This is a genomic window from Polaromonas sp. CG_9.11, from assembly GCF_015752225.1.
GTDB lineage: Bacteria > Pseudomonadota > Gammaproteobacteria > Burkholderiales > Burkholderiaceae_C > Polaromonas.
The window spans coordinates 111,116-125,682 of record NZ_JADOVE010000014.1 but is presented as its reverse complement, the minus strand read 5'-3'; the positions used below and the strand labels follow the sequence as shown (position 1 = coordinate 125,682).

15 protein-coding genes and 1 pseudogene are annotated in these 14,567 nt (G+C 63.8%); 6 read left to right on the top strand and 10 right to left on the bottom strand.

All coding sequences use genetic code 11. From position 1 onward, the window contains the following. Both IWX85_RS12990 and IWX85_RS12985 read right to left on the bottom strand, forming a co-directional pair. Positions 1–1,601 (bottom strand): annotated as a pseudogene (locus IWX85_RS12990) (hypothetical protein); the annotation flags it as partial. Between the two features lie 445 nt (positions 1,602–2,046). Next, a complete protein-coding gene (locus tag IWX85_RS12985) occupies positions 2,047–2,199 on the bottom strand; it encodes a Sua5 family C-terminal domain-containing protein (protein WP_370584278.1) in 153 nt (50 codons plus the stop codon). A gap of 212 nt (positions 2,200–2,411) precedes the next feature. On the opposite strand from IWX85_RS12985, the gene IWX85_RS12980 reads away from it, so the two are divergent. Both IWX85_RS12980 and IWX85_RS12975 read left to right on the top strand, forming a co-directional pair. Continuing rightward, a complete protein-coding gene (locus IWX85_RS12980; protein ID WP_231379747.1) occupies positions 2,412–2,699 on the top strand; it encodes a BrnT family toxin in 288 nt (95 codons plus the stop codon). Further along, positions 2,696–2,920: a BrnA antitoxin family protein gene (locus IWX85_RS12975; RefSeq protein ID WP_036808123.1), complete on the top strand. Its 225-nt coding sequence runs from the start codon at positions 2,696–2,698 to the stop codon at positions 2,918–2,920. The genes IWX85_RS12980 and IWX85_RS12975 overlap by 4 nt, the downstream gene beginning before the upstream one ends. A gap of 21 nt (positions 2,921–2,941) precedes the next feature. Here the strand turns inward: IWX85_RS12975 and IWX85_RS12970 are convergent, their stop codons facing one another. The 3 genes from IWX85_RS12970 to purE are packed head-to-tail and all read right to left on the bottom strand — an operon-like array spanning position 2,942 to position 5,675. Further along, complete coding sequence (locus tag IWX85_RS12970) at positions 2,942–3,925, bottom strand: L-threonylcarbamoyladenylate synthase (protein ID WP_196870017.1); 984 nt, start codon at positions 3,923–3,925, stop codon at positions 2,942–2,944. Further along, entirely contained in the window at positions 3,922–5,166 is a 1,245-nt protein-coding gene (locus tag IWX85_RS12965; protein ID WP_196870016.1) for a 5-(carboxyamino)imidazole ribonucleotide synthase, read from the bottom strand. Before IWX85_RS12965 ends, IWX85_RS12970 begins: the two co-directional genes overlap by 4 nt. After that, positions 5,163–5,675, bottom strand: coding sequence for a 5-(carboxyamino)imidazole ribonucleotide mutase (gene purE, locus IWX85_RS12960; protein WP_036808114.1), 513 nt, complete (start codon positions 5,673–5,675; stop codon positions 5,163–5,165). Before purE ends, IWX85_RS12965 begins: the two co-directional genes overlap by 4 nt. A gap of 218 nt (positions 5,676–5,893) precedes the next feature. Between purE and trxA the strand changes: the two genes are divergently transcribed. The 3 genes from trxA to IWX85_RS12945 are packed head-to-tail and all read left to right on the top strand — an operon-like array spanning position 5,894 to position 8,491. Next, on the top strand, positions 5,894–6,787 hold the full coding sequence (gene trxA / locus IWX85_RS12955; protein ID WP_196870015.1) for a thioredoxin: 894 nt from the start codon (positions 5,894–5,896) through the stop codon (positions 6,785–6,787). A gap of 15 nt (positions 6,788–6,802) precedes the next feature. After that, the gene (locus IWX85_RS12950) at positions 6,803–7,984 is read left to right on the top strand and encodes a serine hydrolase (protein WP_196870014.1); all 1,182 of its coding nucleotides are present in this window, start codon (positions 6,803–6,805) and stop codon (positions 7,982–7,984) included. Between the two features lie 9 nt (positions 7,985–7,993). Beyond that, positions 7,994–8,491, top strand: a complete 498-nt coding sequence (locus tag IWX85_RS12945; RefSeq protein ID WP_196864898.1) for a cupin domain-containing protein — start codon at positions 7,994–7,996, stop codon at positions 8,489–8,491. A gap of 134 nt (positions 8,492–8,625) precedes the next feature. On the opposite strand, the gene IWX85_RS12940 is transcribed toward IWX85_RS12945, so the two are convergent. From IWX85_RS12940 to IWX85_RS12925, 4 genes are all read right to left on the bottom strand, one after another. Beyond that, positions 8,626–9,543 (bottom strand): phosphoribosylaminoimidazolesuccinocarboxamide synthase, encoded by a 918-nt coding sequence (locus IWX85_RS12940; RefSeq protein WP_196870013.1) that lies wholly within the window; start codon positions 9,541–9,543, stop codon positions 8,626–8,628. 97 nt (positions 9,544–9,640) lie between these two features. Beyond that, positions 9,641–10,705: a class II fructose-bisphosphate aldolase gene (fba, locus tag IWX85_RS12935; RefSeq protein ID WP_036808093.1), complete on the bottom strand. Its 1,065-nt coding sequence runs from the start codon at positions 10,703–10,705 to the stop codon at positions 9,641–9,643. Between the two features lie 147 nt (positions 10,706–10,852). Continuing rightward, positions 10,853–12,223 (bottom strand): HAMP domain-containing sensor histidine kinase, encoded by a 1,371-nt coding sequence (locus IWX85_RS12930; RefSeq protein WP_196870012.1) that lies wholly within the window; start codon positions 12,221–12,223, stop codon positions 10,853–10,855. After that, positions 12,220–12,912, bottom strand: coding sequence for a response regulator (locus IWX85_RS12925; protein ID WP_196870011.1), 693 nt, complete (start codon positions 12,910–12,912; stop codon positions 12,220–12,222). Before IWX85_RS12925 ends, IWX85_RS12930 begins: the two co-directional genes overlap by 4 nt. Positions 12,913–12,978: 66 nt before the next feature. Here IWX85_RS12925 and IWX85_RS12920 point away from each other — a divergent pair, with 66 nt between their 5' ends. Further along, entirely contained in the window at positions 12,979–13,743 is a 765-nt protein-coding gene (locus IWX85_RS12920) for a phosphatase PAP2 family protein (RefSeq protein ID WP_231379745.1), read from the top strand. Here the strand turns inward: IWX85_RS12920 and IWX85_RS12915 are convergent. Further along, on the bottom strand, positions 13,685–14,533 hold the full coding sequence (locus IWX85_RS12915) for an alpha/beta hydrolase (RefSeq protein WP_231379744.1): 849 nt from the start codon (positions 14,531–14,533) through the stop codon (positions 13,685–13,687). The genes IWX85_RS12920 and IWX85_RS12915 overlap by 59 nt on opposite strands. Between the last annotated feature and the right edge of the window lie 34 nt (positions 14,534–14,567).

Genomic DNA, 14,567 nt, shown 5'->3' with positions numbered 1-14,567 from the left:
TTGTAGCCGGGATTGGCGAACTTGGCGACGTATGACAGCCCGTTGGAGTAAGAGACGCGAGCGCCCGCGGCGTAATACTGACCATTTACCCAGGCTGCCGGAATCGTGCATACAACAGGAGGCGGCGGCGAAACCGAGCAAGGCGCGGGAGCCCAATAGTAGGTGCTGATGGTCGGGTTGTAGCCTGGGTTGGCGAACTTGGCGACGTAGGTCAGGCCATTAGAGTAGGAGACGCGAGCGCCCGCGGCGTAATACTGACCGTTGACCCAGGCAGCCGGCTTCGTGCAGGCCGCCACCTCAGGGTTGGTCAAGCGCTGGGTATAGACGTCTGGCAGATCACTGCCGATTTGAGTCGAGGAAGACCAACCCACGATGACGTCACCCCCGGACAGTGGCAGGATGCTCTTGGGTCGCGGATAAATAATGTTAAAGGGCTCTCCAAGCTCGTCGCCTTTGCTTGTGTACCTTTGACCTCTGGCGCCGGCCGTATCGGCCAACCAGAACAGCAAATAGCTTCCATCGACCAGCAATGTCCTGCCGGTAAAGATCGTTAGCCCCGGGCCTTTGGTTGGAGTCCTGGCTGCTATTGGTTTTGGTACGCCAATCGATTGGCCATTGGCATCAATCAATTGACTATAGCGACCATCAGCATTAACTCCAAAAATCATGTACTGATGGCCTTGGAGCGCCATCAAATCACCACAATGAGTTGGCGCAAGTATTAGCCTGGAGACGAGATTTTTATCGTAATAAGAGATTGATGTAATCGTTGGTTCACTGCCTGCACCGAAGCATCCTGAATAATTTAACGTGTCAATCGTGCGTTTGAAAAGCAGATATCCACCATCGGGAGCCGCCTGAATCGAGTAATCAATCGGCCTGGAAGGTGAAAAGCTCTCGGTTGAGAGCACGATAGGGCTGCCGCTACGCTGACCCAAGTTGTCGTAATTTTGGGCGGAAAAATTAATCGGATTGGTGCCGGATGACTGGAATTGCGACGTCCAGCTGACCACGAAGTTTCCGTTTGACAATGCCACGACCGTCACATACCCGTATGCCGTCGATGTCCCGAAGCTGGTGGCTACAGCGGTTTCCCGCATGATTTGAGTGCCGCTTGCATTGAATTTTTGAATAAACGCACCAGACGCAGCATTAGGCGCTGGGATGACTTTCCCCTGCGCATCCCGTGCTTCGCGGTAAGCAACAACTATTTCACCGTTGGTTAGCACGGCAATGGAGCCGTCTTGCACAGTAAGCTGAAGTCGGGTTTCAACGCCTATTTTATTGCCTGCGATATCGAATCGCTGGAGGTAATAGCGCGATCCGTCTTGTGCAGGGTTCATGGTGGTGGTCTCCCACACCAACAAGTAGCCGCCGTCATCCAGCGCGCTGGAAGCCTTCAAATCCTGGTCATCAGCAGTTGAGGTATTTGCCCGCGTAGGAGGCTGCGGTACAAGCGTCGCGCTCGCAGTGGCAACATTCAGACCAGATATCTCTTGGCCGGCTTGAGACGTCGCGGATGGCTGAGCATGGGCTGCCTTGCCAGCCATATTCATTGTGAGGGCCAGAGCGAGCGAAGCCGCTAAAACTGTTCTGTTCATCTCATGCCCCTCAGGAAGTTAATAAGCGCATCAATGAAAACAAGCTGCCAAGAGTTATATACGCGAATTAGTTAATGTCGCAGTCTCCAGCATGCAAAATTTCTTGCGCTCAATAAATAATATTTATACCCAGTTGCAATCCTTTCGTTGATCAATTTGAGAGTGAATATTTTCACCTGAACTGACGTAACAGAGTGGTGATGCTTTCTCAATTTGACCGTGGCTGCCGGGATTCGTTGAAACGTCATCAGTACCAATAAGCAGGCAGCACTTGGGCTGCCGTAGCAGAGAATCTAAATCGGATTTAGTTTTTCCAGTCAGATGACCGCCATACATAATTAACGCGACGGACTGCTTCCTGCCATAAGCAGCCGGCGGCAATATCTAAGCGAATGTCCGGGATTTGGCCGAAACCTGCCAACAACCTCAAAACCACCCGAAACCCTTAGCTGGCCGCAGCCCGTCCTGGCCGGTCACGTACGCCGTCCCATTCGGTGCCAGCAGGCAGGTTTTCTACCCGGATCAGCCGGGCGCCCTGGGCGTCCAAATTGCGCAGTACTGAAAACAGCTGCTGTGCGGTAGCCAGCGCATTCGCCACCACATAAACCTTGAGCGCAGGTTATCGCTTAATGCTCGTCCACTGGTGGGCATGCCCGTTGAGTTGCGTTCACCCTTTGCTGGCTATTGTGACGTTCAATCTTGCTCGCTGCAGTGGCGGGACGGCACTTATGCGCCGACAGTGGGCTGCACGTTAAAAAGCTTCATATTTGCTCAACTTGACACGTTCACAGCCGTACATACAATGTATTGATGATTGCGTTCGAATGGGACTCGCCTAAAGCTTCAGCGAACCTCAAGAAACATCGAGTTTCTTTTGAGGAAGCCAAATCGGCCTTCCACGACGAATTTGCCATTCAGTTCTTTGATGAAGGACACTCCTCCGAAGAAGAGCGATTTTTGCTGCTGGGCATGAGTTCCGGAGCCAAGTTGCTCATCGTCTGTCATTGCGAGCGTGAGGACGGTAAGGTCATTCGCATCATTTCGGCTCGCAAAGCAACCCAGCGTGAAAGCGCGTTTTACCGGGGTAACCAGCCATGAAAGCAGAATACGATCTCTCGACACTGAAGTCGCGCAAAAATCCATACGCTTCAAAGTTGAAAAAGCCTGTCACCATGCGGCTTTCTGAAGACGTTGTGGCGTACTTCAAGGGCATGGCCGATGAGGCTGGGGTTCCCTACCAGAGTCTTATCAACTTGTATTTGCGTGACTGTCTTGCAAATAACCGCAAGGTGCAAATCAACTGGCCCCCGGCTGTCTGACCACCAGAACCGCCCAAACCCTCAACTTGCCGCCGCCCGCCCCAGCCGGTCACGCACGCCGTCCCATTCGGTGTCACCCGGCAAGGTTTCCACCCAGATCAACCGCACGCCTTGCGCATCAAGACTGCGCAGCACCGAAAACAGCTGCTGCGCGGTGGCCAGCGCGTCGTCGGGCATGCGGCGGCAAATCACGTTGGGGGACTGGATGCGCAAAATGGTCCGGGCATAGACGGCGATGTGCGCCGCGTCTGCGCCCAGCAGGTCGAGCGCGGTTTGCATGGCGCTGGCTTCCATCAGACGCACCTTGGCGTTGGGTGCGTAGTGCGACGCCAGCGTGCCGGATGCGCGCGGCGCGCTGCCTATCGCCTGCACGGCGTCCTTGTCCAGCACCGGCTGGCCGCAAGCCGATTCGAGTTGCGCGCGGGTCAGCAGGCCGGGGCGCAGCAGCACCGGCTGGCCGCGGGTGCAATCGACGATGCTGGACTCGATGCCGACCGCGCACGGCCCGCCGTCTAGCACCAGCAAGTCGTCGCCAAACTCACCGGCCACATGCGCGGCGGTGGTCGGGCTGACGCGGCCGAAGCGGTTGGCGCTCGGGCCGGCCACGCCGGTGTTGCAGGCCTTTAAAAAAGCCAGCGCCACCGGGTGCGCGGGGCAACGCAGGCCGATGGAGTTTTGTCCGCCTGCTGCAGCGCCAGCGACGCCGTCACGGCGCGGCAGGATCACCGTCAGCGGGCCGGGCCAGAACGCCTGCATCAGCCGCGCGGCGAAAGGCGGCACGCTGCTGGCGTAGTCGTTGACCTGCGCCGCGTCGGCCACATGAACAATCAAGGGATGATTCGCGGGCCGGCCCTTGGCGGCAAAAATGCCGGCGACAGCGGTGTCGCTGGAGGCATCGGCGCCCAGGCCATAGACGGTTTCGGTCGGAAAGCCGACCAGCCCGCCGGCCTGGATGCGGCGGGCCGCCTCTTCAATTGCCTGCGGGTCGGTGCCGGGCAGAATCATTCGTCGCCTTCAAAACCCGGCAGGCCCAGAATCGCAGCCGCCTGACGTGCCGTGGCTTTCACGCCGGCCACGTCGGCGCCGGTGAGCGTCAGGTGGCCCATCTTGCGGCCCGGCCGGGCCTCTAGCTTGCCGTACAGGTGCAAATGCGCGCCGGGCAGCGCCAGCACCGCCTGCCAGTCGGGCGTACGGGGCTGGCCCAAGGGGTCAAACCACACATCGCCCAGCAAATTGAGCATGATGGCGGGCGAATGCTGGCGCGGCGCGGGCAGCGGCAAGCCAGCCATGGCATGCACCTGCAAATCGAACTGCGACACGTCGCAGGCGTCCATCGTGTAGTGGCCGCTGTTGTGCGGGCGCGGGGCCATCTCGTTGACGACCAGCGCGCCGTCTGCGCTGCCGTCGTCCACGACGAAGAACTCGACGCACAGCACGCCGACATAGTCGATATGCTCTGCTATGGATTTGGTAGCTGCTTGTGCCCGCGCAGCAAGCGCGGGAGACATATTTCCTTCATAAACCTTGGTCACGGCCAGAATGCCGTCGACATGCAGGTTCAGCTGCGGCGGAAAGGCCACCATGGCGCCGTCCCAGCCACGCGCCACGATCACCGAGCATTCGGCTTTCAGCGGCAGCATTTTCTCCAGCACGCAGGCCACCCGCTCCAGTTCGGCCCAGGCCGCCGCCAGTTCGGCCCTGTTGCTGACGCGCATCTGGCCCTTGCCGTCGTAGCCCATGCGCGCGGTTTTCAGGATGCCCGGCAGCAGGTAATCCGGCACGGTTTTTAGCTGGTCGGGTGTTTCAATGACCGCGTAAGGCGCGCAGGTCACGCCGGCCATCACACCCGATTCAGCGGCGCTGGCGGTGAAATGCGATTTTTCCTGGATGCGGTCCTGCGCGATTGCCACGGCGGCGGCGCCCGGCGCGACAGGACAACTGGCGGCCAGGGTCTGCAAGGCGCTGGCCGGCACGTTCTCGAATTCGGTGGTGACGGCCGCGCACACGGCGGCGAGCTGCGCCAGGCCTTGCGCGTCGCCGTAGGCAAACGCAATATGCTGGTGGCTGACCCGGCCGGCCGGGCTTTGCGGGTCCGGGTCAAGCACCGCCGTGAAGTAGCCCAGGCGCTGCGCGGCATGCACGAACATCCGGCCGAGCTGGCCGCCGCCCATGACGCCCAAGGTGGCAGGACGGCCAGCGGCATCGACCGTGCCGGGAAAAACCGGCAGGCTGGCGGGGGCGCTCATACCGGCGGCAGCGTCATGGCGCGGGCGGCGGCGGTCTGCTCGGCGCGGAATGCCTGCAGCTTGTCGGCCAGCGCCGGGTCATGCAGGGCCAGCATGGCGACGGCAAACAGCGCCGCATTGGCCGCACCGGCATGGCCAATGGCAAAGGTGGCAACCGGAATCCCCTTGGGCATCTGCACGATGCTGTGCAATGAATCGACGCCCTGCAGATGCTTGCTGGCCACCGGCACGCCGAGCACCGGCACGGTGGTCTTGGCGGCCAGCATGCCCGGCAAATGCGCCGCGCCGCCAGCACCGGCAATGATCGCCTGCAAACCCCGGCCAGCGGCGGCTTCGGCATAGGCAAACAAATCGTCGGGCATGCGGTGGGCCGACACCACGCGCGCGTCATGCGCCACGCCAAAGTGCTGCAGGATCTGCACGGCGTGCTGCATCGTGTCCCAGTCGCTGCTGGAGCCCATCACCACACCCACCAGAGGGCCTGCCGGGTTGTTTGTTGTCGTCGTCATAGGGGAGGGTTCACGTCCTGATGTTGAGGGGGCGGTGCGCCGGGAAGCGCTGATTTTAAGGGCTGGACCGCCCGCAATGCGGTAGCCCGTCGTGCCAGCATTGCCGCCCGCCCATGCTATCGTCTTGCCTGCTGCAAAGGCTGCGGCCCGCCTGCTCATGCCGAGCCGCCCAGCCTTCTGCTTGAAACCCCCTTGACCCACCTTATCTGCACTACATCATGATCGACGTCACCATTGCGAATTTTCAAGAGGAAGTCATTGAAGCTTCCATGACCACGCCCGTGCTGATCGACTTCTGGGCGCCGTGGTGCGCCCCATGCAAGTCGCTTGGCCCGATTCTTGAGAAGGTTGAAATCGCCTACGAAGGCCGCTTCAAGCTGGTGAAGATCGACTCCGACCAGGAGCAGCAGCTCGGTGAGGCCTTCGGCATCCGCAGCATCCCGACCTGCATCCTGCTGATGAACGGCCAGCCGGTGGACGGCTTCACCGGCGCCCTGACCGAAGGCAAGATCAAGGAGTTTCTGGACAAGCATTTGCCGCCGGCGCCCGAAGAAGCGCCGCCCGAGGAAGAGGTGGTGCCGGACAACGCACCCGAAGCCGTGCTGGAACGACTGCAAAGCGCCGTTGCCACCGATCCGGCCAGTGAAGCGGCCCGCTTCGACTATGTCAAGCATCTTTTGAGCCTGGGCCGCGAGGACGACGCCAAGGTGGCGTTTGCCCCGGTGATTGCCCAGACGGCGGTGGTGCGGCGTTTTGATTCCCTGAAGCGCTGGATGGATGCTCTTGATTTTGTAGCGGCACACGCAGATGCAGCAAGCGCGCAAACCACATTTGATGCAAAAATAACGGCCAACAAACGGGATTTTGACGCCCGCTTCGACCAGGCGCGCTGGCTGATGGCCGAGCAGCGCTGGACCGACGCGCTCGACGAACTGCTCGAGATCCTGATGCGCGACAAGACCTGGTCCGACGGCCTGGCGCGCAAGACCTATATCGCCATCCTGGACATCATGGAAACGCCCAAGCCCAAGGTCGCCGACGGCCAGATTCCGCCGGAAGACGCCACCGTGGCGACGTATCGCCGGCGCCTGAGCAGCGTGGTGTTGAGCTAACCGGCCCGAGTGGACATGACCGGGCTGGTTTTTGCCCCGCCTGCCGAGGTGGGCCTGTGTGCCGGGCGCCTGCAGCACATGCTGGAGGTGCTGCAGCATGAAATCGACAGCGGGCGCCTGCCCGGCGCGGTGGCGCTCGTGGCCCGGCGCGGCAAGGTGGCGCTGTTTGAAAGCCTGGGCCAACAGGACCCGGCCACCGGCGCGCCGATGCCGCGCGATGCGGTCTTTCGCATCTACTCGATGACCAAGCCGGTGGTGTCGGTCGCCGTGATGATGCTCATGGAGCAGGGCAAGCTGCTGCTGGGCGAACCGGTGGCCCGTTATCTGCCCGAATTCGCGAACCAGAAAGTGGCGCTGGCGCAGGGCGGCCAGCTGGCGCTGCAGGACGCAGGCCGGCCGGCTACCGTGCATGACCTGCTGCGCCACACGGCCGGCCTGACCTATGAGTTCATGGGCTCGGCCGAGGTGCAGCGCCAGTACGCGGCGCTGCAGATGGGCTCGCGCGAGCGCAGCAACGCGGAATTCTCGCGGGTGCTGGCCGCCCTTCCCCTGATGCACCAGCCCGGCAGCGTCTGGGACTACAGCCGCGCCACCGACGTGCTGGGGCGGCTGGTCGAAGTGGTCAGCGGCCAGTTGTTGGGCGACTACCTGCGCGAACATATCCTGATGCCGCTGGGCATGACCGACACCGGTTTCAGCGTGCCGCAGGCCGACCACGCCCGCATTGCCGAGCCTTTCGCGCATGACCCCGATGGCGGCGTGCCGATGCGGGTGTTCGAGCCGCGCCGCGTGCCGGCCATGCAGGGCGGCGGCGGCGGCCTGCTGTCCACGGCGATGGACTATGCGCGCTTCCTGCAGTTCATGCGCAACAAGGGCGAGCTGGAGGGCGTGCGCCTGCTGGGCCCCTGCACGGTGGACTTCATGACGGCCGACCATCTGGGCGCCATTCCTGCGGCAGGCGAGCTGCTGCCGCCCGGCCATGGCTTTGGGCTCGGGTTTGCAGTGCGCACGGCCACGGGCCTGTCGCCGGTGCCCGGCTCGGCGGGCTTGTATTACTGGGGCGGGATTGCCGGCACGACCTTTTTCGTGGACCCGGCCCAGGATTTGTATGCCTTGCTGATGATCCAGGCGCCCAACCAGCGCGACTACTACCGCCCCCTGTTTCGCAGCCTGGTGTACGCTGCCCTGACGAACTAGGAGATCACCATGACACCGTCCCCTGAACAGGACCCCGGCCACGGCGCCACCGACTGGAAACACCATGGCGTGCGCGTGGTCCCGGCCGGCCAGCTGGACGGCAATGTGCCGTCCACCCCCGGCATGGAGCGCAAGGCAGCCATCGATTTCGCCCGCGTCGGGGCGCAAAAACTGTGGGCCGGCACCGTCACCATCCATGCCAATGCCAAGACCGGCGCCCACCATCACGGTCCGCTTGAAAGCGTGATCTACGTTGTCAGGGGCCGTGCCCGCATGCGCTGGGGCGACCAGCTGGAGTTCACCGCCGAGGCCGGGCCGGGCGATTTCATCTATGTGCCGCCGTATGTGCCACACCAGGAAATCAACGCCAGCCCGACCGAGGCGCTGGAGTGCGTGCTCTGCCGAAGCGATGGCCAGGCCGTCGCCATCAACCTGGACATCGCGCCGGTTGAAAAGCCCGAACAGGTGTTGTGGATTGACCCGACCCATCCGCAGGGCGGCGTGTAAGCGCGTTGTAGATTTATGCAAAAACAGGCTGCAGCGCAGGCAGCGCCTGTCCAAGCAGCTACTTATTCAGGAGCAGCGGACCGGTCGCAGCGCCGCTTGGCTGGCCGGCTGCCTGCCGCCGGGGCAAGGGGCTGTCAGGCTGTCAGCCGTGTCATCGCTTCGCGGTACTTGGCGGCGGTTTTTTCAATCACGTCGGGTGGCAGGTGCGGCGACGGCGGGGTCTTGTCCCACGGCTTGCCGTTGATGCGCACGGCTTCCAGCCAGTCGCGCACAAACTGCTTGTCGTAGCTGGGCGGGTTTTGCCCGGCGGCAAAGGCGGCTTGGTAGCCTTCGACCGGCCAGTAACGCGACGAATCGGGCGTCAGCACCTCGTCCATCAGCGTCAGCGTGCCGTTGTCATCGAGGCCGAACTCGAACTTGGTGTCGGCAATGATGATGCCCTTGGTCAGCGCGAAGGCGGCGGCGGTTTCATAGATCTCGATGCTCAGCTTCCTGATCTGCGCGGCCAGTTCCGGGCCGACGATGGCCACGACCTGCGCGTAGCTGATGTTTTCGTCGTGCTCGCCCACTTCAGCCTTGGCAGCGGGCGTGAAGATGGGCTCGGGCAGCTTGCTGGCGTTTTTCAGGCCGGCGGGGAGTGGCACGCCGCAGACCGACTGGCTTTGCTGGTACTCGGCCCAGCCGCTGCCGGCCAGGTAGCCGCGCACCACGGCTTCAACCGGAATGGGTTTCAGGCGCTTGACCAGCATCGAACGGCCCACGACCTGCGGGATTTCAGCCGCCGTCACCACGCTCTCGGGCGCATCGCCGGTCAAATGGTTGGGGCAGATGTGGCCAAGCTTGTCGAACCAGAACAGCGCCATCTGCGTCAGCAAGGCACCCTTGCCGGGAATCGGCTCACCGAGGATCACGTCGAAGGCGCTGAGGCGGTCGCTGGCCACCATCAGCAGCCGGTCCTGGCCCACGGCGTAGTTGTCGCGCACCTTGCCGCGCGCGAGCAAAGGCAGGGAAGTCAGGGCCGAGGTATGAAGTACGGAGTTCGTGGTGGTCATGCGGGTCTGCGGGTTGGAAAAGTGAAAAAGCCCGTGCGACGCGGGTCAGGCACGGGCTTTGAATTATCGCCAATCCGGCGAAGCGAGGGGCGCTGGATTAATGAACGACTTGCGCCAGTTCACCCCGGGCGTACTCGGCAGCGACGACCGACAGGCTGCGGCCTTTGATGCCGGCGGCCTGGCCTTCGCAGCCGAATTCGATGTAGCGCTGCTTGCAGATCGCCTTGGCGGCTTCTCTGGCGGGCTTGAGCCATTCCCGGGCGTCAAACTTCTCGGGGTTCTCGGCCAGGAACTTGCGCACCGCGCCGGTCATGGCCAGGCGGATGTCGGTGTCGATGTTGATCTTGCGCACGCCGAACTGGATGGCTTTCTGGATTTCCTCGACCGGCACGCCGTAGGTTTCCTTCATGTGGCCGCCGTACTGGTTGATCTGGGCCAAAAGCTCCTGCGGCACGCTCGACGAGCCGTGCATCACCAGGTGGGTATTGGGAATGCGGCGGTGGATTTCCTTGACGCGCTCGATGGCCAGGATGTCGCCGGTGGGCTTGCGCGTGAACTTGTAGGCGCCGTGGCTGGTGCCGATGGCAATCGCCAGCGCGTCGAGTTGCGTGCGCTTGACGAACTCGGCGGCTTCCTCGGGGTCGGTCAGCAGCTGGTCGTGCGTCATGACGGCGTCGGTGCCGTGGCCGTCTTCCTTGTCGCCCTGCATGGTTTCCAGGCTGCCCAGGCAACCGAGCTCGCCTTCGACCGACACGCCGGAGGCATGCGCCATCTCGACCACCTTGCGGGTGACCTCGACGTTGTACTCGAAGCTGGCAATGGTCTTGCCGTCGGCTTCCAGGCTGCCGTCCATCATGACCGAGCTGAAGCCCAGGTCGATCGCGCCCTGGCAGATGGCCGGGCTCTGGCCGTGGTCCTGGTGCATCACCAGCGGAATGTGCGGATAGGCCTCGACAGCCGCCAGGATGAGGTGCTTGATGAAGGCCTCGCCTGCGTACTTGCGGGCGCCGGCGCTGGCCTGCAGGATGACCGGCGCACCGACCTCGTCGGCGGCGGCCATCACGGCCTGGACCTGCTCCAGGTTGTTGACGTTGAAAGCCGGAATGCCGTAGCCGTTGGCAGCGGCATGGTCCAGCAGTTCGCGCATCGAAACGAGTGCCATGATTGAGAGTCTCCGTGAAAAGTTGAAAAGCTGAACAAACCGGTGGTGTGCATGGGTGGCTGGCGCTACCGGCGCTGCCACGCTGTCCCGTGGTAACCGAAAGGTAACCTTAACCTTCATTCTACTGTTTGCCAATAGTCCGTTAGGTCATGAAACCGCCGGAAAACACAGGCGATAACACCGGTTGAACGGCGCCGCTGCCGCATGCTGCGCGAAGCTGCCGCCATGAATGTCCATCACCCGGCCTACGATCTTGTGCCCCAGACCCAGGCGATCGGTGGAGGCCAGGGCAATGGCCGGCGCGTCGTGGCTGCGCTGGCCGTCGTCGCACACCTGCAGCCAGGCGTGTCCCGCCTCGCTTCCCCACTGCACGCACACGGCCGTGCCGCGGGCGGTGTGCTGCAGGGCATTGTCGATCAGGTTGCGCAAGGCCAGTTCCAGCAGCAGCGGATGCGCCCGCACGGTCTGGTGTTCCACCCCCTGGACGCTGAGCCGGTGGCCGCTTTGCCAGGCCGCCTGCGCATAGCCCGCCACGACCTCCCGGGCGAGCGTGGCCAGGTCCAGCGGCACCAGCGCTTGCAGCATGACGGCCTGGCCGGTGCGTGCCAGCGCCAGCAGCTGGCTGATGACATGGCCTGCGCGCAGCGCATCGGCACTGATCTGCTGCAAGGCCGCGGCTTGCGCCTGTGCCGGCAAGGCGCCGCGAAGCGATGCGGCTTGCAAGGCAATCGACGACAGCGGCGTGCGCAGCTCGTGCGCGATTTCACTGGCCAGCTGCCGTTCTCGCTCCAGCGCAGCCTGCTGCTGGCCCACCAGCCGGTTGATGGAGCGCACCACCGAATTGAGCTCGCGGTAGGGATGGCGAGCCTGCAGGCGCGCGGCCTTGTCCACCTCCATCGCCTCCACATCGCGCGAAAGCGCCTGAAGTGGCCGCAGGCCGCGCAAAATAGCCGCGCCCAGTGCCAGCGCCACCACCGGAAGCAGCCATAAAACGGGCTCGGCGAGCTGGGCGGCCACATCCTCGGCCAGTGCCTCGCGTTCCTCGAACTTCACCAGCACCGTCACCTGCCGGCTGCGCGTGGCATCCCATTGTGAAAAACTGCGCCAGGCCGCAGCCGGGGTTCCCAGCAGCAGGTCGGCAAAACCGTCACGCGGAACAAAGGGAGGCAACGGCGCCTCGCCGGAGCGTGCCAATACATGGCCTGCCGCGTCGCGCACCACCACGCTCAGGGAAAACTGGTAGTCGTGATGTTTCAGGCTGGCCAGCGCCGGCCGGACCATGTTGAGGTTGGCCTGGCGATTCGGCTCCAGGGGACTTTCGATGAAGGGCGGCAAGTCCAGTGTCAGCAACAGCGCCGCCGTTCCCGCCAGATGGCCGTCGGTCAGTTCGCCGGCCTCATGGATACCGGTGCGATGGCCAAAGGCGAAAAATCCGGCCCACACCAGCAGCAGCGCGGCCAGCACGCCCATCACCAGGCGGCGCGTCAGCGAGGCCTGGCGGTCTGCAGGCGGCGTCATGGCGGGTCTTCCCGGGGGATGAAATACCCGACGCCGCGCAGCGTCTGGATCACGCTTTCACCAATCTTGCGGCGCAGGTGATGAACATGGACTTCGACCGCATTGCTGCCCACCGCATCCTGCCAGCTGTAAAGCCGCGCCTCCAGCTGCTGGCGCGACAGCACCCGGCCGCGCGACTCCAGCAGCAGCAGCAGCAGGGCAAACTCGCGCGGCGTCAGCTCCACCGGCTGACCGGCGCGCAGCACGGTGTGCGCCGCCGGGTCGACCACCAGGTCGCCATGCACCAGCAGCGGATGGGCGCGCCCCCCGGCCCGGCGCAGCAGCGCGCGCATGCGGGCTTCCAGCTCGTCCAGGTCAAACGGCTTGACCAGGTAGTCGTCCGCGCCCAGGTTCAGCCCGAGGATACGGTCGGCGACCTGGTCACGGGCGGTCATGATCAGCACCGGCGTCAGGGTGTCGGGCAGGCCGCCTGCGGCTGCGGGCGCCTGCCGGATGCGCTGCACCAGCTGGCTGCCGTCGCCATCGGGCAGGCCCAGGTCCAGCAGCACCAGGTCGAACGCTTCGCTGCGCAGGGCCGCCCACGCGCTGCGCAGCGTGCCGCACACATCGACCGCATAGCCACGCTGCTGCAAACTGGACTTCAGCCCCAGGGCAATGCCCGTGTCATCTTCAACCACCAGGATTCTCATGCGCCTATTGTCACGCCCGTCACTTATTTTTCAGGGCATTGCCGGTCTTTAAGAGTGACTTAAGGCATGTCCGCTACCTTCACAGCACCCGATATGCCTGAAGCCTACATGCCCTACCTGCTGTTTCCTGCGCCCTCCCCCCACACGCACTTTTTACGCTGGACACTGGGCAGCCTGCTGCTGCTGCTGATCTGGGACTTCTCAAGCCTTGACCTGACCATGGCGCACTGGTTCGGCTCTGCCAGCGGCTTTGCGCTGGAAAGCCATTGGCTGTGGCGCAACCTGCTGCACGACGACGTCAGGCTGTGGCCGTGGGTGCTGGAGCTGTATTTGCTGGTCGGCATGTTCCTGCCCCTAGGCAGCCTCAAACGCCTGCCGATGGCGCGGCGGGTGCAACTGGCCTTGACAACGCTGGCCGCGCTGCTGGCCGTCTCGACCATCAAGCTGTACAGCCATACCAGCTGCCCCTGGGACCTGCAGGACTTCGGCGGCGTGGCGACCTATGTGTCGCACTGGGCCTGGGGCACTCGCGATGGCGGCAGCGGCGGCTGCTTTCCGGCCGGCCATGCGTCGGCAGGCTTTGCCTTCATGGGCGGATTTTTTGCCTTCAGGCACGTGCTTCCGAACACTGCCCGGCGCTGGCTGGCCGGGGCGATGCTGGTTGGGTTTGTCTTCGGGCTGGCGCAGCAGGTTCGGGGCGCGCACTACATGAGCCATACCTTCTGGACCGCCTGGCTGTGCTGGACGGTGGCAGCCGGCGTGGATGCAGCGGTCAGCCAGCGGATTGCACAAACCCGGCCACGCGCGCCAGCACCGGCGCCCGGCTTCTGAGGACCTGCGCCATGGACGCCAGCAAGGTGACATGGCTGACGCCGTCGAACAGTTCGGACTCGACCCGAACGCCGCTGGCCCGAAGCCGCGCCGCCATCGCCAGCGTGCTGCGCTGCGGATTGACCACGCTGTCCTCGGCGGGCGCCAGCAGCAGCGCCGGCGGCGAGGCCGGGGACGCATGAATGATCGGCTGGCTGTCGGCGGAGGTCTGTGGCCAGTCGAAGGCCACCCGGGTCTGGGGGTCGCCAATCGGCAGGAAGTCATAAGGGCCGGCCAGCCCGATCCAGCCCGCCAGCCGGGCAGGCGCCAGGCCGACCGCCGCCAGCCAGCGCGCATCCAGGGCGACCATGGCGGCGTTGTAGGCGCCGGCGCTGTGGCCCATGACAAAAATCCGCTGCTCGTCGGCGCCGAATTCAGCCGCATGGTCAACCGCCCAGCGAACCGCACTGGCGCTGTCCTGCACAAAGGCCGGGTAGCGAAACGCCGGACTCAGCCGGTAGTCGGCCACCACCGCCACGATGCCGCGCGACGCCAGCGCCTCGCCGACAAACCGGTAGTCGCCGCGCTCGCCCGACGACCAGCTGCCGCCATAGAAAAACACCACCAACGGTGGGCGGGAAACCCCAGCGGCCGGCTGGTACACGTCAAGCAGCTGGCGCGGGTCGGCGCCATAGGCCAGTCCCTCGGTGCGCCGGTAGCTGTCAGTGGAAACCGTGGCGTTGAGCAGGTCAGCGCCCGAGCAGGCGGTGAGCAGCGCCGGCAGCATGGCGAACCATGCGCGTCTGGGCAATTTTGAAGAAAATGAGGTCATAAGACGCGTGTAT

Excerpts from the sequence above, each read along its gene's own strand:
- IWX85_RS12980 (WP_231379747.1), top strand. The coding sequence starts at position 2,412 with ATGATTGCGTTCGAATGGGACTCGCCTAAAGCTTCAGCGAACCTCAAG.
- IWX85_RS12975 (WP_036808123.1), top strand. The coding sequence starts at position 2,696 with ATGAAAGCAGAATACGATCTCTCGACACTGAAGTCGCGCAAAAATCCA.
- IWX85_RS12970 (WP_196870017.1), bottom strand. The coding sequence starts at position 3,925 with ATGATTCTGCCCGGCACCGACCCGCAGGCAATTGAAGAGGCGGCCCGC.
- IWX85_RS12965 (WP_196870016.1), bottom strand. The coding sequence starts at position 5,166 with ATGAGCGCCCCCGCCAGCCTGCCGGTTTTTCCCGGCACGGTCGATGCC.
- purE (WP_036808114.1), bottom strand. The coding sequence starts at position 5,675 with ATGACGACGACAACAAACAACCCGGCAGGCCCTCTGGTGGGTGTGGTG.
- trxA (WP_196870015.1), top strand. The coding sequence starts at position 5,894 with ATGATCGACGTCACCATTGCGAATTTTCAAGAGGAAGTCATTGAAGCT.
- IWX85_RS12950 (WP_196870014.1), top strand. The coding sequence starts at position 6,803 with ATGACCGGGCTGGTTTTTGCCCCGCCTGCCGAGGTGGGCCTGTGTGCC.
- IWX85_RS12945 (WP_196864898.1), top strand. The coding sequence starts at position 7,994 with ATGACACCGTCCCCTGAACAGGACCCCGGCCACGGCGCCACCGACTGG.
- IWX85_RS12940 (WP_196870013.1), bottom strand. The coding sequence starts at position 9,543 with ATGACCACCACGAACTCCGTACTTCATACCTCGGCCCTGACTTCCCTG.
- fba (WP_036808093.1), bottom strand. The coding sequence starts at position 10,705 with ATGGCACTCGTTTCGATGCGCGAACTGCTGGACCATGCCGCTGCCAAC.
- IWX85_RS12930 (WP_196870012.1), bottom strand. The coding sequence starts at position 12,223 with ATGACGCCGCCTGCAGACCGCCAGGCCTCGCTGACGCGCCGCCTGGTG.
- IWX85_RS12925 (WP_196870011.1), bottom strand. The coding sequence starts at position 12,912 with ATGAGAATCCTGGTGGTTGAAGATGACACGGGCATTGCCCTGGGGCTG.
- IWX85_RS12920 (WP_231379745.1), top strand. The coding sequence starts at position 12,979 with ATGTCCGCTACCTTCACAGCACCCGATATGCCTGAAGCCTACATGCCC.